At 69.4% G+C, this 19,409-nt stretch carries 16 protein-coding genes; 1 reads left to right on the forward strand and 15 read right to left on the reverse strand.

The genetic code is table 11. The features are described 5' to 3' along the window. Positions 1–2 precede the first annotated feature (2 nt). Positions 3–2,111, reverse strand: coding sequence for a hypothetical protein (locus tag ACFWV3_RS09335; protein ID WP_382410025.1), 2,109 nt, complete (start codon positions 2,109–2,111; stop codon positions 3–5). 145 nt (positions 2,112–2,256) lie between these two features. Between ACFWV3_RS09335 and rarD the strand changes: the two genes are divergently transcribed. Continuing rightward, entirely contained in the window at positions 2,257–3,183 is a 927-nt protein-coding gene (gene rarD / locus ACFWV3_RS09340; protein ID WP_382410027.1) for an EamA family transporter RarD, read from the forward strand. Here rarD and ACFWV3_RS09345 read toward each other — a convergent pair. From ACFWV3_RS09345 to ACFWV3_RS09410, 14 genes are read right to left on the reverse strand one after another with little or no spacing between them, the layout of a single operon-like run. After that, complete coding sequence (locus ACFWV3_RS09345; protein ID WP_382410029.1) at positions 3,180–4,181, reverse strand: polyprenyl synthetase family protein; 1,002 nt, start codon at positions 4,179–4,181, stop codon at positions 3,180–3,182. The genes rarD and ACFWV3_RS09345 overlap by 4 nt on opposite strands. A gap of 19 nt (positions 4,182–4,200) precedes the next feature. Further along, on the reverse strand, positions 4,201–5,775 hold the full coding sequence (gene nuoN / locus ACFWV3_RS09350; protein WP_382410031.1) for an NADH-quinone oxidoreductase subunit NuoN: 1,575 nt from the start codon (positions 5,773–5,775) through the stop codon (positions 4,201–4,203). Position 5,776: 1 nt separating this feature from the next. Next, positions 5,777–7,345, reverse strand: coding sequence for an NADH-quinone oxidoreductase subunit M (locus tag ACFWV3_RS09355; RefSeq protein WP_382410033.1), 1,569 nt, complete (start codon positions 7,343–7,345; stop codon positions 5,777–5,779). Continuing rightward, complete coding sequence (nuoL, locus tag ACFWV3_RS09360; protein WP_382410035.1) at positions 7,342–9,279, reverse strand: NADH-quinone oxidoreductase subunit L; 1,938 nt, start codon at positions 9,277–9,279, stop codon at positions 7,342–7,344. The genes ACFWV3_RS09355 and nuoL overlap by 4 nt, the downstream gene beginning before the upstream one ends. Positions 9,280–9,289: 10 nt before the next feature. Then, positions 9,290–9,589, reverse strand: a complete 300-nt coding sequence (gene nuoK, locus ACFWV3_RS09365) for an NADH-quinone oxidoreductase subunit NuoK (protein ID WP_030473209.1) — start codon at positions 9,587–9,589, stop codon at positions 9,290–9,292. Next, positions 9,586–10,434 (reverse strand): NADH-quinone oxidoreductase subunit J, encoded by an 849-nt coding sequence (locus ACFWV3_RS09370; protein WP_382410037.1) that lies wholly within the window; start codon positions 10,432–10,434, stop codon positions 9,586–9,588. Before ACFWV3_RS09370 ends, nuoK begins: the two co-directional genes overlap by 4 nt. Continuing rightward, on the reverse strand, positions 10,431–10,946 hold the full coding sequence (nuoI, locus tag ACFWV3_RS09375) for an NADH-quinone oxidoreductase subunit NuoI (RefSeq protein WP_382410039.1): 516 nt from the start codon (positions 10,944–10,946) through the stop codon (positions 10,431–10,433). Before nuoI ends, ACFWV3_RS09370 begins: the two co-directional genes overlap by 4 nt. 2 nt (positions 10,947–10,948) lie before the next feature. Beyond that, on the reverse strand, positions 10,949–12,271 hold the full coding sequence (gene nuoH / locus ACFWV3_RS09380; protein WP_382410041.1) for an NADH-quinone oxidoreductase subunit NuoH: 1,323 nt from the start codon (positions 12,269–12,271) through the stop codon (positions 10,949–10,951). Then, positions 12,268–14,715, reverse strand: a complete 2,448-nt coding sequence (locus ACFWV3_RS09385; RefSeq protein ID WP_382410043.1) for an NADH-quinone oxidoreductase subunit G — start codon at positions 14,713–14,715, stop codon at positions 12,268–12,270. The genes nuoH and ACFWV3_RS09385 overlap by 4 nt, the downstream gene beginning before the upstream one ends. Then, positions 14,712–15,992 (reverse strand): NADH-quinone oxidoreductase subunit NuoF, encoded by a 1,281-nt coding sequence (gene nuoF, locus ACFWV3_RS09390; protein ID WP_382410045.1) that lies wholly within the window; start codon positions 15,990–15,992, stop codon positions 14,712–14,714. Before nuoF ends, ACFWV3_RS09385 begins: the two co-directional genes overlap by 4 nt. 9 nt (positions 15,993–16,001) lie before the next feature. Next, entirely contained in the window at positions 16,002–16,721 is a 720-nt protein-coding gene (nuoE, locus tag ACFWV3_RS09395) for an NADH-quinone oxidoreductase subunit NuoE (RefSeq protein ID WP_382410047.1), read from the reverse strand. Beyond that, positions 16,718–18,115 (reverse strand): NADH-quinone oxidoreductase subunit D, encoded by a 1,398-nt coding sequence (locus tag ACFWV3_RS09400; RefSeq protein WP_382410049.1) that lies wholly within the window; start codon positions 18,113–18,115, stop codon positions 16,718–16,720. The genes nuoE and ACFWV3_RS09400 overlap by 4 nt, the downstream gene beginning before the upstream one ends. Next, a complete protein-coding gene (locus tag ACFWV3_RS09405) occupies positions 18,112–18,861 on the reverse strand; it encodes an NADH-quinone oxidoreductase subunit C (protein WP_382410051.1) in 750 nt (249 codons plus the stop codon). Before ACFWV3_RS09405 ends, ACFWV3_RS09400 begins: the two co-directional genes overlap by 4 nt. Beyond that, positions 18,858–19,409 carry a NuoB/complex I 20 kDa subunit family protein gene (locus ACFWV3_RS09410; protein ID WP_382410053.1) on the reverse strand — a complete coding sequence of 184 codons (552 nt, stop codon included), beginning with the start codon at positions 19,407–19,409 and terminating at the stop codon, positions 18,858–18,860. Before ACFWV3_RS09410 ends, ACFWV3_RS09405 begins: the two co-directional genes overlap by 4 nt.

Here is a 19,409-nt window from a genome sequence, read left to right on the forward strand (position 1 = left end):
CCTCACGGCGCCGGGCGGAACCCGGCCTTCTCCGCGTCGGCCTCCGTGCGGAACCACACGTCGGCGCGGGTGTCCCCGAAGTTCGAGGAGCCCTCGGTGTAGTAGCGGCGGCCGGTCAGCGTCGCCTTCACCGCGAAGTCCGCGGCGGGCGCGTGGCCGTCCGACTTGGGCAGCACCGAGCCCGGTCCGAACGGCGACCGCGGGTTGAAGCCCTCCGGCTGCTGGAAGCGGGCCGAGCCCTGCGGCGCGCCGTTCGGGCGGCCGCCGGTGGACGGCGAGAAGCCGACCGGGCGCGGACGTGCCGGGAGCGCGGGGGCGGGCGGTGCCTCCGCCTTCGGCGACTCGAAGGCCTGGAACGCCGGGAAGCTCTGCTGCCGTTGCGGCGTGGTGCGCCGGGCCTCGCGGATCGGCAGGCCCGCGTCGGTAACGCGCTGGGGCAGGTCGGTCACGGCGACCGGTTCGGGCTCCGGCTCGGGCGGGGCGGCGAGCAGGGGCTCGCCGCTCGGCACGAACTTGGGCACGAACGGCTGGTCGTTGCTCGTGTCCGGCAGCGTGCGGGTCTGGCCGAGGGGCGGCAGCGGCTCGTCGGCCTCCAGCAGCGGCTCGAAGATCGAGCGCGTGCGTTCGACCTTCGGCGCCGGTGCGGGTTCGGGGGCCGTCTCGGTCCCGTGCGAGAACGCGGCACCGACGGCGCGCACCGAGCGCTCCTGGGTGTCCTCGACGTCCACGCGCGGCTCGAACGCCGAGAACGGCGCGGGCGGCGGGGCACCGGGGGTGCTGAACGGCTCCGCGTAGGCGTGCCGGGGCTGCCAGAGCTCGGGCTCCGGCTCGGTGAACTCCTGCCGGACCGGCTCGGGCTCGCGGTACTCGTGGACGGGCTCGGGCTCGCGGTACTCGGGCTCCGGCTCCGGCTCGGGTTCCGGCTCCCGCAACGCGTGCGCGGACTCGGTCTCCGGCTCGCGCAGGGCGTGCGCCGACTCCCTGTCCTGCTCGTCCGCGGTGTCCTGCTCGGCGTAGGACTCCTCCTCGGCCAGCGTCGACTCGAAGACGCCGTTGCGCACGTGCGGCGCGTCCAGGTCGACGGGCTCGATCAGGCCGGTCTGCTCGGCGGGCGTCTCGGGCTCGGTGAAGCCCTCCAGGTCGCCGGAGATCTCGTCGCGCAGGCCGGGGTACTCACCGGTGAGGTCGTTGTCCGGCCAGCTGCTCTCCTCGACGGCGATGAACGTCGTCTGCTCGGAGCGGGTGTCGGCGGGCTCGTCCTCCTGCTCGGCGGCCTCGTCGAGGAACGCCTCCTGCTCGTCCTCCGCCCAGACCTCGCGCGGCTGGTAGATGAAGTCGTCGGCCTGCTCGTGGACCTCCGGCGGCGCCGTCGGCCTGGTGACCGGCTCGCCCACCTCGGCGACCGGCTCGACCGTCGGCACGTACGACGTCTGCTCGGCCGGGAGCTCGGGGTGCTCGTCCTCGAAGTCGGCGGCCTCGAGACCCGAGCGCGGCAGGACCGTCGTCATCTCCGCCGGCGTCTCGGCGGGGACCTCGTCGTCCGGCCCCAGGCGCTCGAACAGCGACCGCGGGCGGTCGTCCTCGGCGTCGGCCAGTGCCTTCTGCTCGGCGAGCTGCTCCTCGAAGCGGCGCTGCGCCTCCTCCGGCTCCAGGTACTGGCGGACCGGCGCGGCGGGCTCCTCGTGCTGCTCCTCCTCGACGACCGGAGCGGGCTCCTCCACGACGGGAGGAGGCGGCAGCGGCACCGGGAGGGGTGCGGCGGGCGCCTTCACCGGCTCGCCGAAGTAGGCGGGCGGCTCCGCGTATGGCGCGGGCGCCGGCGGCAGAGCGGACTCGGGCGCGGGCGGCGGCAGGGCGGGAACCGGCGCGGGCGGCGTCAGCACCTCGTCGGTCAGCGAGCGGGGCGGCGTGTCCTCCCACTCGTCGACCACGAAGTCGTCGACGCGGCTCTGCGACGCGACCGGCGAGGCCGACTTGCGCGCGTCCAGAAGTTGATCTTCGAGGTCGGCTACCTGCTTCCGCGCGGGGCGCACCATCACCACCCAGGTGAGGACCACCCCCGCGACGAAGGCCAGCAGGCTCCACAGCCAGACCTGCCCGAAGATGTTCACGGGTAAGCCCCTTCTACGACCACACTCCGACCCCACTCACTCGGAAGGGTGAGCATGGCCAAACTACAGTGCCTTTGTTGATGCTCCGTCACTACGCCGTTCAGCGCAAACAAGCAGCGGAAAGCCCAGCGTAGAGTGGGATTTTGTGCCCCCTCTGACGACCTCGGCCATCAGTTCGCCAGAAGTTCACACCCAGGGGCGAGGGGTCACCTACGGCGTGCTCGCCTACGTCCTCTGGGGACTTTTTCCGGCGTACTGGCCACTCCTCGCGCCTGCCCAGCCGATCGAGGTGCTGGCGCACCGGATCGTCTGGTCGTTCGTCATCCTCGCCATCGCCGTCGCCTTCCTCCGACGCTGGCGCCCTCTTCTGGAACTGTCCGGAAAAGGCTGGTTGATCGTTACCGCAGCCGCCGTGCTGATCACGGTGAACTGGGGCACCTACATCTACGCGGTCAACAGCAACCACGTCGTCGAAGCGGCGCTGGGGTACTTCATCACGCCGTTGGTCAGCGTGGCACTAGGCATGATCTTCCTCAAGGAACGATTGCGTCTCATCCAGGTCGTCGCGCTCGCGGTGGTCGTCGTCGCTGTGATCGTGCTCACCGTCGACTACGGCAGGCTTCCCGTCGTCACGCTGGTCCTGGCCTGCTCCTTCGGCGTCTACGGGCTGCTGAAGAAGAAAGTCCCGCTCGACGCCGTCTCCAGTCTCACCGCGGAGAGCGCCGTGATCGCCCCGGTGGCACTCGTCTACCTGCTGACGCTCGGCAGCGCGAACACGTTCACCGGCGCGGGCACCGGTCACGCGCTGTTGCTGGTCAGCACCGGCATCGTGACGGTCGTGCCGCTGCTGCTGTTCGGCGCGGGCGCCCGGCTGATCCCGCTGACCACCATGGGGATGCTGCAGTACCTCGCGCCGGTCCTGCAGTTCGTCTGGGGCGTGTTCGTGGTGCACGAACCCATGCCGGCCAGCCGGTGGGTCGGCTTCGCCCTGGTGTGGCTGGCCCTGCTGGTCTTCACGGCCGACGCGCTGCGGAACCGGCGCAGGCAGACGCCCGCGCCGGTCGCGAACTAACGAGAACGCTCGACGCAGTAGGTCGCGAGCTCCTCGAGTGCGTCCCGCGCGGCGCACGGCGGCAGCTTGTTCAGCTCCGTGCGCGCCCGATCCGCGTACTCGTCGAGCGTCTCGCGCGCCCTGTCCATGCCGGAGGACTTCCGCAGCAGGCCGAGGGCTTCCTCCACCAGCGCGTCGTCGGTGATCGGGCCCGCCAGCAGCTCGGCGAGGCGCGTCTCGGCCGGGTCCGCGAGCGCGTAGAGCATCGGCAGCGTCTTCACGCCCTCGCGCAGGTCGGTGCCCGGCGTCTTGCCGGACTCGACCGACGGCGAGGCGATGTCGATGACGTCGTCGGAGATCTGGAACGCCGCGCCGATCACCTCGGCGTACGCGCGCAGGGCGTCGACCTGCTCCTCGGTCGCGTCGGAGAACATGCCGCCGAACCGCGCCGCGGTGGCGATCAGGACGCCGGTCTTCTCCTCGATCACCTTGAGGTAGTGGGAGATCGGGTCCTCGCCGGGCTTCGGGCCGACGGTCTCGCGCATCTGGCCCGTCACCAGGACCGAGAACGTCTCCGCGATGATCCGCGCCGCGTCCGTCCCCAGGTCGGCGGTCAGCCGGGACGCGTGGGCGAACAGGAAGTCACCCGTGAGGATCGCGATGCTGTTGTCCCACTTGGCGTTCGCGGACTCGGCGCCGCGCCGCATGGTCGCCTCGTCCATGACGTCGTCGTGGTAGAGGGTCGCGAGGTGGGTGAGCTCGACCACAGTGGCCGCCTTGACGACCTGCTCGCGGTTCCAGTCGGCGCCGAACTGCGATGCGAGCAGTGTGAAGAGCGGGCGGATGCGCTTCCCGCCCGCCTCCACCAGGTGAAGAGAGGTCTCGGTGACCGGGTGGAACTCGCTCTGCACGACGTCGTGCAGGTTGCGCTCCACCTCGGCAAGGCCGTCCTGGACTACCTCGGTGAGCACGGGGTCCACCAACGCGAACCCCGGTCCCACATGCTCGCTACTGGTCACACCAGCAGACTACGTACACCTAGCTGAGGAAGGTGCCGGTACCCGCCCAATCGAGCACCAACGTGGGCCACAAACCCAGCACCAGGGTCACGACGGCACCCAGCGTGATCGCGATCGTGGTGAACGCACCGGGCACCGTGACGGTCGGGCCGTCCGTCGCCGGGTCGCTGAAGTACATCAGCACGATCACCCGCAGGTAGAAGAACGCCGCGACGGCCGAAGCCACCAGGGCGACCACCACGAGCGGCGTCAGACCGGCCTCGATCGCCGCGCTGAACACGACGAACTTGCCGATGAAGCCGGACGTCAGCGGGATGCCGGCGAGCGCCAGCAGCAGGAACGTGAAGGTGCCCGCCACGATCGGCGACCGCTTCGCGAGACCCGCCCACTGCGACAGGTGCGTCGCCTCGCCGTCCGAGTTGCGGACCAGCGACACGATGCCGAACGCGGCGATCGTGGTGAAGCCGTACGCCAGCAGGTAGAACATCGTCGCGCTCACGCCCTCGCCGTTCGGCACGAGCGCGATCGAGCCGATCAGCAGGAAACCCGCGTGCGCCACCGACGAGTACGCGATCATGCGCTTCACGTCGGTCTGCGTGAGACCCAGGACCGCGCCGATCACCATCGAGACGACGGCGACGCCGTACAGCACGCCGCGCCACTCCCACTGGGTGTTCTCGAACGCCACCGTGAGCACGCGCAGGATGCCGCCGAACGCGGCGACCTTGGTGCAGGCGGCCATGAACGCCGTCACCGGCGTCGGCGCGCCCTGGTACACGTCCGGGGTCCAGGCGTGGAACGGACCGACGGCGGCCTTGAACAGCAGGCCCACCACCAGCAGGCCGAAGCCCGCGAACAGCAGCGTGTCGGAGCGGTCCGTGCCGGCGGCCGCGGTCGCGATGGCCGAGAGCTTCACCGAACCCGCGTAGCCGTAGAGCAGGGCCACGCCGTAGAGGAAGAACGCGGACGCGAAAGCGCCGAGCAGGAAGTACTTCACGGCCGCCTCCTGCGAGAGCAGGCGACGGCGGCGGGCCAGGCCGCACAGCAGGTACAGCGGCAGCGACAGGACTTCCAGCGCGATGAACATCGTCAGCAGGTCGTTCGCCGCGACGAACGTCATCATGCCGCCGAGCGCGAACAGCGTGAGCGGGAAGACCTCGGTCTGCATGCCGGTCTTCGTGGCCTGCGCCCGGTCCTGGACCGTGCCGGGACGGATCGCGGCCTGCGCCACGAACGCGCCGCCGGGTTCGACCGAGCGGTCGGCGATCAGCAGGATCGACCCGAACGCCAGCACCAGCAGCGTTCCCCACAGGAAGAGCGACGGCGTGTCGACGGCGATCACGCCCGCCAGCGTCGCGACACCCTGCTCGGGTCGGTCGGCGGAGTTCGCGTACAGGATCAGCGTGCCGGTGGCCGCGACCAGGGAGACGAGCGACAGCAGGAGCTGCACGGCCCACCGCTGGTGCTTGGGCAGCAACGCTTCCAGCAACACGCTGACGCAGGCGGCGCCGAGCACGATCAGCACCGGTGCGATGGCGTTGTAGTGGATCTCCGGCGCCTCGATCTGTTGCGCCTGAGCGACGAAAAGGTTCACGTCACTTGCCTTCCTGCACGGAGACCGGGTCGGTCACGCCGACCTCGGTCAGCGTCGCCCCGACAGTCGGGGTGATGACGTCGAGCACCGGCTGCGGGTAGAACCCGAGCGCCAGCACGATGACAACGAGCGGTGCGAGAACCGCGATCTCCCGCTTGGTCAGGTCACCGATCGTCGTCTTGCGCTCCGGGTCGCCGACGGCACCCGGACCCGCGGCGGCACCCACGAGGGCGTCTCCGCGCAGCGGGCCGGTCATGACCCGCTGGTAGAGCCACAGCACGTAGAGCGCCGCGAGCACCATGCCGACGGTGGCGATGATCGTGTAGACCGGCCGCGTCGGGAACGAGCCGATCAGCACCAGGAACTCGGAGACGAACGAGTTCGTGCCCGGCAGCGACAGCGTGGTCAGGCCGGAGATCAGCAGCATGCCCGCGAGCAGCGGCGCCACCTTCGACATGCCGCCGTAGTCGGAGATCTGCGACGAACCACCGCGCGCGATCACCATGCCGATCACCAGGATCAGCATGCCGGTCGAGATCGAGTGGTTGAGCATGTACGACACCGAGCCCACGCCCGCCTGCGACGTGAAGGAGAAGATGCCGAGGGCGATGAAGCCGAAGTGGGCGATCGAGACGTAGGCGAGGAACCGCTTCATGTCCCGCTGGCCCGTGGCGAGCAGCGACCCGTAGAGGACGCCGGCCACCGCGAGCACGAGCACGAACGGCGCCAGGTTCTTGGACGCCTCCGGGAACATCGGCAGCAGGTAGCGCAGCATGCCGAACGTGCCGACCTTGTCGAGGATGCCGACGACGATCACCGTGACGCCGATGGGCGCCTCGGCCGCGGCGTCGGGCAGCCAGGTGTGGAACGGCACGAGCGGCGCCTTGATCGCGAACGCCAGGAAGAAGCCGAGGAACAGCCAGGTCTGCGTCGTCGAGTCGGCGTCGCTGACCACCTTCACGAGCGTCGCCCAGTCGAACGTGCCCTTGCCGAGCTCGTCCGACGCCATCGCGTAGGCGCCGATCGCGGAGGCCAGCATGATCAGGCCGCCGAGGAACGAGTACAGGAAGAACTTGACCGCCGCGTACTGCCTGCGCGCGCCGCCGTAGCCGCCGATCAGGAAGTACATCGGGATGAGCATGACCTCGAACAGCACGTAGAACAGGAAGACGTCGGTGGCGGCGAACACCGCGACCGTCACGGCCTCCTGCACCAGGATCAGCGCGAGGTACCCGCCCTGCGAACGGCCGGCGGGCAGCTTCTCGGTCCAGCCGGCACCGATCACCAGCGGGATCAGCAGCGCGATGACCGCGATCATCACGAGCGCAATGCCGTCGACGCCGAACGAGAGCCGGACGCCGAACGACTCGATCCAGGTCACCCCGGTGGCGAGCTGGATGCGGTCGCCGCCGGGGTCGTAGGCGGTCCACAGCAGGACCGCGAGCACGAGCTCGACGAGCGAGACCGCCAGTGCGGCGAGCTTGGCCGTGCGGTCGTTCTTGCGCAGGAACGCCACCACCAGTGCGCCGACCAGCGGCACCACCAGCAGTGCGATCAGAACCCAGGTCACGAGAACCTCACCACCAGGAGCGCCCCGAGCACGAAGATCGAGCCCAGCAGCATGGACAGTGCGTAGGAGCGGACGAACCCGGTCTGCAGCCTGCGCAACCGGCCGGAGCTACCGCCGAGCAGCGCCGCCGTGCCGTTCACGACACCGTCGACGCCCTTGAGGTCGAGGTACACCAGCGCGCGGGTGAGCCAGGTGCCCGGCCGCGCGAAGAGGGCCTCGTTGAGTGCGTTGCCGTAGAGGTCCGCACGGGCCGCGCGCACCGGGAACGACACGCGGACCGGCCGTTCGACCGGCTGCTTGCGGCGGCCGAAGAGCAGGAACGCGAGACCGGCGCCGAGAACCGCGAGCACGACGGTCAGGATCCCGACCAGGCCGTGCGAGATGACGCCGTGCTCCTCCTTCAGCTCGCCCAGCGAGGGCTCGAGCCACCCGGCGAGACGACCGCCGGAGGAGAGGAACCAGCCGCCACCGATCGAGCCGACCGCGAGGATGATCATCGGGACGGTCATCGACAGCGGGGACTCGTGCGGGTGGTAGTCCTTGCCGTTCTCCGCCTTCAGGTCCTTCCAGCGGGGCTGGCCGAGGAAGACGAGGATCAGCAGGCGCGTCATGTAGAACGCGGTCAGCGCGGCACCGAGCAGTGCGACACCGCCGAAGACGTACGGGCGCCAGCCCTCCCCGGTGAACGCCGCCGCGATGATGGCGTCCTTCGAGAAGTAGCCCGCGAACGGCGGGATGCCGATCAGGGCGAGGTAGCCGAGCGTCCAGGTGACGAAGGTGATCGGCAGGTACCTGTAGAGCCCGCCCATCCGGCGGATGTTGCCCTCGTCGTTCATGCCGTGCATGACCGAACCGGCACCGAGGAAGAGCCCGGCCTTGAAGAAGCCGTGCGTCAGCAGGTGCATGATGCCGAGCGCGTAACCGACCGGGCCGAGGCCCACGGCGAGGATCATGTAGCCGATCTGCGAGACCGTCGAGTACGCCAGGACCTTCTTGAAGTCGTCGTAGGCGCAACCGATGATGCAGCCGATCAGCAGCGTGACGCCACCGATGATCATGACGACCAGGCGGCCGTCCTCGCTCAGGTTGTAGAGCGGGTTCGAGCGGGCGATGAGGTACACGCCCGCGGTGACCATCGTCGCCGCGTGGATCAGGGCGGACACCGGGGTCGGGCCGGCCATCGCGTCCGGCAGCCAGGCCTGGAGCGGGAACTGGCCCGACTTGCCGCAGGCGCCCAGGAGCAGCAGCAGCGTGATCGCGAGGACCTCGGCCGAGGAGAACTCGCCGACGCGGCTGAAGACCTCGGTGTACTGCGTGGTTCCGAGCTTGTTGAACATCAGGAAGATCGCGATCGCGAGGCCCAGGTCACCGACGCGGTTCATCAGGAAGGCCTTCTTGGCCGCCGACGCCGCTTCCGGCTTGTACTGGTACCAGCCGATCAGCAGGTACGAGGCGAGACCGACGCCCTCCCAGCCGAAGTACAGGGTCACGAAACCGTTGCCCAGCACCAGCAGGAGCATCGCGGAGACGAAGAGGTTGAGGTAGGCGAAGAACTTGCGCCTGCCCTCCTCGTGCGCCATGTAGCCGATCGAGTAGATGTGGATCAGCGAGCCCACACCGGTGATCAGCAGCACGAACGTGAGCGACAGCGGGTCGAGCCGCAGTCCGAACTCGACGGTCAGCGCGTTGACGTCGATCCAGTCCCACAGGTGCAGGTTCTGCACCCGCTCCTCGGGGTTCGAGATGCCGACCGTCGAGAAGAAGAGCGCGAGCGCGTAGGCGAACGACGCGATGAGCACGCCGCTGCCGAGCAGGTGGCCCCACTTGTCGGCGCGCTTGCCGCCAACCAACAGCACCGCCGCACCGAACGCGGGCAGCGCCAACAACAGCCAGGCGAAGCTCGCGACCCCGCTGGCGACAACAGGTTCCGTCACCGGTGACCCCTCAGTACTTCAGCAGGTTCGAGTCGTCGACCGAGGCCGAGCGACGCGTCCGGAAGATGGACATGATGATCGCGAGGCCGACGACGACCTCCGCCGCGGCGACGACCATCACGAAGAACGCCATCACCTGACCGTCGAGCGAGCCGTTGATCCGCGCGAACGTCACGAGGCTCAGGTTGACCGCGTTGAGCATGAGCTCGACGCACATGAAGACCACGATGGCGTTGCGGCGGACCAGGACGCCGACGGCGCCGATGCTGAACAGCAGAGCCGACAGCAGCAGGTAGTACGTGGGAGTCACGACTCACTTCCCTTGAGCGCGTGCGAGTCCGGCTGGTGCCCGGTGCCCGCGACCTCGGAGACGTCGTCCGACAGCACGGACTTGTCGGTCGCCTCGATGACCTCGAACAGCGACTCCTCCGACACGCTGCCGTCGGGCAGCAGGGCGGGGGTGGCCACCGAGTTCGCGGTGGCGAAGACGCCGGGACCGGGGAGGGACCCGACCCGCTTGCCGTCCTGGAAGCGCTCCTCGACGAGCTCCTTCTGCGTCTTCTTGGCGGGCTTGCCGTCCCTGCCGACGAAGGCGAGGATCATCGCGCCGAGCGCGGCGGTGATCAGCAGCGCGGAGGTGAGCTCGAACGCGAACAGGTAGTCCGTGAAGAGCTTCTGGCCGATGTTGCCGACGTTGCCGCCGTTGGTGGTGTTCGCCTCCCGCAGACCGGCGGGCTCGACCGAGGTGAGCGCGCGGCCGACGGAACCGACCAGCAGCACGGCGAACCCGATGCCGAGCAGCGCGGCCGCGAGCCGCTGGCCGCGGATGACCTCGACGACGGAGTCCGAGCTGTCCCTGCCGACCATCATGAGCACGAACAGGAACAGCATCATGATCGCGCCGGTGTAGACGATGATCTGCACGAAGCCGAGGAACGGCGCCTGCTGGATCATGTACAGCACACCGAGGCTGAGCATCGTGACGACGAGCCAGAGCGCGGAGTGCACGGCGTTGCGCGCGAAGAGCATGCCCAGCGCGCCGGCCAGGGCCAGCGGGCCGAGCACCCAGAACGCGACGGCCTCGCCGGTGGTGACGGTGTCGACCACGCGCTGCACGGGCTCCGGCTGCTGCGCGAGGAAGGTCAGGAGGCTCACTGCTGACCCTCCTTGGCGAGCCGCGGGCCGTTGACGTAGTAGTCCTGCTCGTTGTCGCCCAGCCGCATCGGGTGCGGCGGCTGCTCCATGCCGGGCAGCAGCGGGGCGAGCAGGTCCTCCTTCGTGAAGATCAGGTCCTGGCGGTTGTCGTCGGCGAGCTCGTACTCGTTCGTCATCGTGAGCGACCGGGTCGGGCAGGCCTCGATGCACAGGCCGCAGCCGATGCAGCGCAGGTAGTTGATCTGGTAGTCGGCGCCGTAGCGCTCACCGGGCGAGAAGCGCGCTTCCTCGGTGTTGTCGCCACCCTCGACGAAGATCGCGTCGGCCGGGCAGGCCCACGCGCACAGCTCGCAGCCGACGCACTTCTCCAGCCCGTCCGGGTGCCGGTTCAGCTGGTGACGGCCGTGGAACCGCGGCGCGGTCACCTTCTTGACCTCGGGGTACTTCTCGGTCACCACCTTCTTGAACATGGTGCCGAAGGTGACGCCGAAGCCTTTGACGGACTCGAACATCCCTACTCAGCCTCCTTACCGGTGGTGACGGCTGCCTTCTCCGCGGGGATGGTGGCGACCTTGACCTTGCGCTTGGGCGCTGCCCTGGGGACCTCGAGGTCGAGCGGCGGGACCGGGAAGCCGGACCCCGCGAGCGGAACGCCCTTGGTGTCGACGACCTTCTTGTCCGGCAGCAGGAACGAGAGCAACAGCACGAGGCCGACGACCACGCCAAGCGCGATGAGCCGCTGCGCCGTGGAGAGCTGCTGGATCGCGCCGGTGCGGATGACCGCGACGGCCATGATCCAGACGAGGCTCGTCGGGACGAGCACCTTCCAGCCGAGCTTCATGAACTGGTCGTAGCGCAGGCGGGGCAGCGTGCCGCGCAGCCAGATGAAGAGGAAGAGGAAGAACAACGTCTTGAGGATGAACCACAGCAGGCCCCACCAGCCGGTGTTCATGGTCTCGCCGCTCCACGGGGCGTGGTAGCCGCCGAGGAAGAGCGTGGTCGCGAGCGCCGAGACGGTGACCATGTTGACGTACTCGGCGAGGAAGAACAGCGCGAACTTCAGCGAGCTGTACTCCGTGTGGAAGCCACCGACGAGCTCCGACTCGGCCTCGGGGAGGTCGAACGGCGCGCGGTTGGTCTCGCCGACCATCGACACCACGTAGATCACGAAGCTGGGGAACAGCAGCAGGCCGAACCAGCCGGGGAACACCCCGAGCACGGTCGAGGCCTGCGCGTTCACGATGTCACCTGTCGACATCGAGCCGGTGAACATGATCACCGCGACGATCGACAGACCCATCGCGATCTCGTAGGAGATCACCTGCGCGGCCGACCGCAGGGCGCCGAGCAGCGGGTACGGCGAGCCGGAGGCCCAGCCGGACAGCACGATGCCGTAGACGCCGATCGAGGAGCAGGCGAGCACCACCAGCACGCCGACCGGGAGGTCGACGAGCTGCAGCGTGGTCCACTCGCCGCCGATGCTCACCGGTCCGCCGAGCGGGATCACCGAGAACGCGAGGAACGCGGGGATGCAGGAGATCACCGGGGCGAGGAAGAACACCCACTTGTCCGCGAGGACCGGGCGGATGTCCTCCTTGAACGCGAGCTTCAGACCGTCCGCGAGCGACTGCAGCCAGCCGTTCGGGCCGACCCGGTTGGGGCCGGGGCGGTGCTGCATGCGCGCGACGACCTTGCGCTCCCAGTTGATCATGAACAGGGTCATGACCACGAGGAGGGCGAAGATCGCGACGACCTTGACCAGGATCAGCCAGATCGGGTCGTCCGCGAGCAACCTCCCGGTGTCGCCGTTCCCCGCTGCGAAGACGTGCTGGATCATGACTTTCCTCCGCTGACGGAGACGATCGAGCCGTGGCCGGCGCCGAGCGTGGCCCGGACGGACACGTCACCCGAGTTGGTGGGCAGCCAGATGACGCCCTCGGGCAGGTCGTCGGTCTCGACCGGGAGCGTGATCGCGCCGCGCTCCGTGGAGACCGTCACCCAGCCACCGGTCTCGAGGCCGAACTGAGCCGCGGTGGCCTCCGCGACCTTCGCGACGACCGGGCGGGCCGTGCCGGCGAGGTGCGGTTCGTCCACCTGCAGCGAGCCGTTGCCGATCAGGCGGTGCCACGTGGCCAGCACGGCCTTGCCGGCACCGGCCGGGGACTGCAGTGGCGCGGCGACGTTGAGCGAGGACCCGGTGACGGCGCCCTCGCCCAGGCGGGCCAGGTCGGCGGCCGAGGCGGCGGGCGTCTGCGTGAACAGGTCCGCGTCCATCTCCACCGCGAGGGTGTCGAGCACGCGGCAGTCCGGCAGGGAACCGGTGCCTTCGAGGGTCGTGCCGAACTCGCGGCGGCGGCCCTCCCAGTTGAGGTAGCTGCCGGCCTTCTCGACCGCGGGGGCGATCGGGAGCACGACGTCGGCGTGCGCGGTGACCGCGCTCGGACGCAGCTCCAGGCTGACGATGAAACCGGCCTCCGCCAGCGCCTTCTCGGCGAGCGCGGGGTCCGGCAGGTCGAACGGGTCGACGCCGCCGACCACCAGGCCGGACATCTGACCGTTGACCAGGGCGTCGAGGATGCCCGTGGTGTCGCGGCCCGGCGTCGCGGGCAGCGAGCCCTCCTCGACGCCCCAGGTGCGCTCGACCTCGGTGCGGGCAGCGGTGTTCGCGACGTGGCGGCCACCGGGCAGCAGGTTCGGGACGGCACCGACCGCGAGCGCACCGCGCTCACCGGCACGGCGCGGGATCCACGCGACCTGGGCACCGGTGCGCTCCGCGAGGCGGGCGACCGCGGTGAACGCGCCGGGGATCTCGGCGGCGCGCTCGCCGACGAGGATCACCGCGCCGGGCTTCGACAGCAGCTCGACGACGTCGGAAGCGTGCTCCGGCAACGCGTTGACGGCGTTCGCCTCGGCACCGGGCACGCAGGCGAGCAGCGTGCCGTAGGTCTTCTCGACGGCCGGGGTCGTGTACTGGCCGAGGTGGAAGACCTTCGTGGTGCCCTTGCGAGCGGCCTTGCGCAGGCGCAGGAAGACGATCGGCGCCTCTTCCTCCGGCTCGAACGCGACCAGCAGCGCGGCCGGCGCGGACTCGATGCCGGCGAAGGTGACGCCGTTGTCCGGGTTGGTGAACACCGTGGTGCCGGACAGGAACTCCAGCTCCTCGGCGCTGTGCGGCCGGGCGCGGAAGTCGATGTCGTTGGTGCGCAACGCGATCCGGGCGAACTTCGAGTACGCGTAGGCGTCCTCGACGGTCAGCCGGCCACCGGTCAGCACGCCGACGCCGTGCGCGTCGCGCGCCGCCGTCAGACCCGCCGCGGCGACCTGCAACGCCTCGGTCCACGAGGACTCGCGCAGCTCACCGGTCTCCGCGTCGCGCACCAGCGGCCGCTTGATGCGGTCGTCGGCGGTGGCGTAGCGGAAGGCGAACCGGCCCTTGTCGCAGATCCACTCCTCGTTGACCTGCGGGTCGTCGCCGGCGAGCTTGCGCTGCACCTTGCCGCGCCGCCAGTCGGTGCGCTCGGCGCAGCCGGAGGAGCAGTGCTCGCAGACGCTCGGCGTCGACACGAGGTCGAACGGCCGGGCGCGGAACCGGTAGGCGGCGCTGGTGAGCGCGCCGACCGGGCAGATCTGGATGGTGTTGCCGGAGAAGTAGCTCTGGAACGGCTTCTCCTTCGCCACACCGATCTGCTGCTGCGCACCGCGCTCGAGCAGCTCGATGAACGGGTCGCCGGCGATCTGCGCGGAGAACCGGGTGCAGCGCTGGCAGAGCACGCAGCGTTCGCGGTCGAGCAGCACCTGCGTGGAGATGTTGATCGGCTTCGGGAACGTCCGCTTGTGCTCGTGGAAGCGGGAGTCGCTGCGGCCGTGGGCGAGCGCCTGGTTCTGCAGCGGGCACTCACCGCCCTTGTCGCAGATCGGGCAGTCCAGCGGGTGGTTGATGAGCAGCAGCTCCATCACACCCTGCTGGGCCTTGTCCGCGACCGGCGAGGTCAGCTGGGTCTTCACGACCATGCCGTCCGCGACCGTCATCGTGCAGGAGGCCTGCGGCTTCGGCATCGGCCGGCCGCCCATCTCGACCTCGACGAGGCACTGGCGGCAGGCGCCCGCGGGCTCCAGCAGCGGGTGGTCGCAGAAGCGCGGGATGACCGTGCCGAGGCGCTCGGCCGTGCGGATCAGCAGCTCACCCTTGGGGGCCACCACCTCCACACCGTCGATGACCAGCTTGACGTGGCCCTCGGGCACGACGAGCTCGGTGGAGTTCTTGTCAGGGGCGATGGTCATGCGTTCGCTCCAGCCAGGACCTTGGAGTTCTGGTCGCACAGGGCCAGGAACTCGTCCTTGAAGTACTTGATGCCACTGGTGATCGGGCTGACGGCACCGTCACCGAGCGCGCAGAAGGAACGGCCGAGGATGTTGTCGCAGACGTCGAGCAACGTGTCGATGTCGCTCGCCGTGCCGTTGCCCGCCACCATCCGCTGCAGGATCTGCACGAGCCAGTACGTGCCCTCGCGGCACGGCGTGCACTTGCCGCACGACTCGTGCTTGTAGAACTCCGTCCACTTCATGACGGCCCACGGCACGGACACGGTCTCGTTGAAGATCTGCAGCGCCGTCGTGCCGAGCATGGAACCGGCCTCGGCGGCACCCTCGAAGTCCAGCGGCACGTCGAGGTGCTCCGCGGTGAACAGCGGGGTGGACGAGCCACCCGGCGTCCAGAACTTCAGCGGGACGCCGTCCTTCATGCCGCCGGCCATGTCGAGCAGCTGACGGAGCGTCGTGCCCATCGGCGCCTCGTACTGGCCGGGGTTCGTGACGTGGCCCGACAGCGAGTAGATCTTCGGACCGGGCGACCGGTCGCGGCCCATCGTGCGGAACCAGTCCGCGCCACCGTTGACGATGAAGGGAACCGACGCGATCGTCTCGACGTTGTTCACCACGGTGGGCGACGCGTAGAGGCCCGAGGTCGCGGGGAACGGCGGCTTGAGCCGCGGCTGGCCGCGGCGGCCCTCCAGCGAGTCGAGCAGCGCGGTCTCCTCGCCGCAGATGTACGCGCCGGCGCCGGCGTGCACGACGAGGTCGAGGTCGAACCCGCTGCCGAGGATGTCCTTGCCCAGGTAGCCCTTGGCGTACGCCTCGCGCACCGCCGCGTTGAGGCGGCGGATGCAGTGCAGGACCTCACCGCGGACGTAGATCGCCGCGAAGTTCGCGCGGATCGCGTACGACGTGATGATCACGCCCTCGATCAGCGAGTGCGGGTCCGCCATCATCGTGGGGATGTCCTTGCAGGTGCCCGGCTCGCCCTCGTCGGCGTTGATGACGAGGTAGTGCGGCTTGCCGTCGCCCTGCGGGATGAAGCCCCACTTCATGCCGGTGGGGAACCCCGCGCCGCCGCGGCCGCGCAGTCCGGAGTCCTTGCACTGCTGGATGAGCTGGTCGGGGTGGGCCTTGAGCGCCTTCGGCAGCGCGGTGTAGCCACCGGTGCGCTCGTAGGTCTCCATGGTCCAGGACCTGGGCTCGGTCCAGCGCTTGGTGAGAACGGGAGTCAGCGGGTCAACCATGTGCGATCCCTACTTCTTTTCCGGCAGGGCGGGGAACTCGGGGTCGGACGGCATCTCCGGCGCGTCCCAGCCGCGTTCCTGGGCGATTCGCGCACCGGCCAGCGACTCCGGCGCCGCCGACGGGCCGTCGAGGTCGGCGTCGCGACCCTCGAAGAACCCGGCGAGCTGGAGCTCGGCCTGCTTGAAGTCGGTGAGCGGGGCGCCGCGGGTCGGGTCGGGCTTCTCCCCCGACTGCAGCGCCTGCACGAGTCCCAGCGCCTTCTCGGGCGTCTGGTTGTCGTAGAACTCGTAGTTCACCTGGAGAACCGGGCCGAGGTCGCACGCGGCGAGGCACTCGGCGTGCTCCAGGGTGATCGAGCCCGGCGTGCCCGGCTCGCCCGCGGTCTCCTCGTGGCCCACGCCGAGGTGGTCCTTGAGGGTCTTGTAGATGTCGTCGCCGCCCAGCGCCGCGCACAGCGTGTTGGTGCAGACGCTCACGAGGTGCTCGCCGCACGGGCGGCGCTTGTACATCGTGTAGAACGTCGCGACCGCGCTGACCTCGGCCTCGGAGAGGTCGAGCTGCCCTGCGCAGAACCGGATGCCGTCCTGGGAGACGTACCCCTCGACCGACTGCACCAGGTGCAGCATCGGCAGCAGGGCGCTGCGGGCCTGCGGGTAGCGGGCGACGATCGCCTGCGCGCGGTCCACCGTCGCCTGGTCGAAGACGACGCTTTCGGGAGCTTGAGTCATCGGTCGCAACCACCCATCACCGGGTCGATCGAGGCGACGGCGGCGATCACGTCGGCGACCATGCCGCCCTCGCACATCGCGGGCATCGACTGGAGGTTCACGAAGCTTGGTTCGCGGACGTGCACGCGCATCGGCCGGGTGCCGCCGTCGGAGACGACGTGGTAGCCCAGCTCGCCGCGCGGCGACTCGACCGGCACGTACACCTGGCCGGACGGCACCTTGAAGCCCTCGGTCACCAGCTTGAAGTGGTGGATCAGGGACTCCATGGACTGGCCCATGATCTTGCGGACGTGCTCGAGCGAGTTGCCCATGCCGTCGCTGCCGATCGTGAGCTGCGCGGGCCACGCGATCTTGGCGTCCTCGACCATCACCGGACCGGTGGGCAGGCTCTTCACGACCTGCTTGATGATCTTCAGCGACTGGTGCATCTCCTCGAGGCGCAGGAGGTACCGCGCGAAGCAGTCCGCCGCGTTCGAGGTGGGGACGTCGAAGCTGTAGTTCTCGTAGCCGCTGTACGGCTCGATCTTGCGCAGGTCCCAGGCGAGGCCGGCGGAACGCAGGATCGGGCCGGTGATGCCCAGCGCGAGGCACGCGTCGACGGGCAGGTAGCCCACGCCCGCGAGGCGGTTACGCCAGATCGGCTGGCCGGTGAGCAGCTTGTCGTAGTCCGGGAGCCGCTTCTCCATGACCTTGACGAACGCGGTGATCTTCTCGACCGCGTCGTCCGGGAGGTCCTGCGAGAGACCGCCGGGGCGGATGAACGCGTGGTTCATGCGCAGGCCGGTGAGGTGCTCCAGCAGGTGCAGGGCCTCCTCGCGCTCGCGGAAGCCGGAGGTCATGCCGGTGAGGGCACCGAGCTCCATGCCGCCGGTGGCGAGCGCGACGAGGTGCGAGCTGATGCGGTTGATCTCCATCAGCAGCACGCGGATCGCCTGCGCCTTGTCCGGCACCGTGATGCCGAGCAGCTTCTCGACCGACATGCAGTAGGCGGCCTCGTGGTGCAGCGGCGCCAGGTAGTCGGTGCGCGTGATGAAGGTGACGCCCTGGACCCAGTTGCGGTACTCGAGGTTCTTCTCGATGCCGGTGTGCAGGTACCCGATGACGCTGCGGGCGTGCGTGACCGTCTCGCCCTCGAGCTCCAGGACCAGGCGCAGCACGCCGTGCGTCGACGGGTGCTGCGGGCCGAGGTTCATGACGATGCGCTCGTCGTGGACCGCGTCCGCCAGCACCTCGTCCCAGTCGCCGCCGGTCACCGTGTAGACGGTGCCCTCGGTGGTCTTCCGGGAGTCCGCGATCTCGGGACGCTCGGTGCGGGTGTCGACGTCGTCCGTGCTGTCGCTCCCGGTGGCGCTGGTGTTCGTCCCGGTGGTGACGTCGGAAAGTCGCTCGGTCATGAGTACGACCGCCTCTGGTCCGGCGGAGGGATCTCCGCGCCCTTGTACTCGACCGGGATGCCGCCCAGCGGGTAGTCCTTGCGCTGCGGGTGGCCGTCCCAGTCGTCCGGCATGAGGATGCGGGTCAGTCCGGGGTGACCGTCGTAGACGATCCCGAACATGTCCCAGGTCTCGCGCTCCTGCCAGTCCGCCGTCGGGTAGACCTCGACGAGGCTCGGCACGTGCGGGTGCTCGACGTCGACCGCGACCTCCAGCCGCACGCGGCGGCGGTAGGTCATCGACGTGAGGTGGGTGACCGAGTGCAGGCGCTGCGGCACGTCGGCGCCGTAGTCCACACCGGACACCGAGCTGCAGAGCTCGAAGCGCAGCGACGGGGTGTCGCGGAAGATCCGCGCGACCTCCAGCAGCGTCTCCGGCTTGAGGTAGAAGGTGATCTCGCCGCGGTCGACCGTCACCTGCTGCACCGTGTCGGCGGGCAGGCCCTTCTCGCTGATCGCGGCGAAGAGCTCGTCCGCGACCTCGTCGAACCAGCCGCCGTACGGGCGCTCGGACGGAGCGGCCACGTGGGCGGGCAGGCGCAGGCCGCCGAAGCCGGACGTGTCACCGGAACCGGTGACGCCGAAGAGGCCCTTGCGCTCCTTGCCCGCGAAGATCGGCGCCTTCGCCCTGGCCTCGGTGCCGTTGGTCTTGTCGAGGTCCTCTCCCGCGCGGTTGACGCTGGAGTGCTCTCCCCCTGGCTCGGTCACTTCTTCCTCGCAAAACGCTCGGACGACGGGATGAGGTCGGTGCGGTAGCCCGAGTCGGCGAGCGCCTTGGCGCGCACGGCGCCCAGCGGCTCGTCCATGATCTTGGCGTGGATCTTGAGGATCGCGTCGATCAGCATCTCCGGCCGCGGCGGGCAGCCGGGCAGGTACATGTCGACGGGGACGACGTGGTCGACGCCCTGCACCACCGCGTAGTTGTTGAACATGCCGCCACTGCTGGCGCACACGCCCATCGCCAGCACCCAGCGCGGCTCGGGCATCTGGTCGTAGATCTGCCGCAGCACCGGCGCCATCTTGTTGGTGACGCGACCCGCGACGATCATCAGGTCCGCCTGGCGCGGTGAGGCCCTGAAGACCTCCATGCCGAAGCGGGCGAGGTCGTAGCGGGGACCACCTGTCGTCATCATCTCGATGGCGCAGCAGGCCAGGCCGAAGGTGGCAGGCCAGAGCGAGGACTTGCGGGTCCAGTTGACCAGCTTCTCCACACTGGCCAGCAGGACGCCGTTCGGGAGCTTCTCCTCGAGACCCAT

This window comes from Lentzea sp. NPDC059081 (assembly GCF_042738015.1).
GTDB lineage: Bacteria > Actinomycetota > Actinomycetes > Mycobacteriales > Pseudonocardiaceae > Lentzea.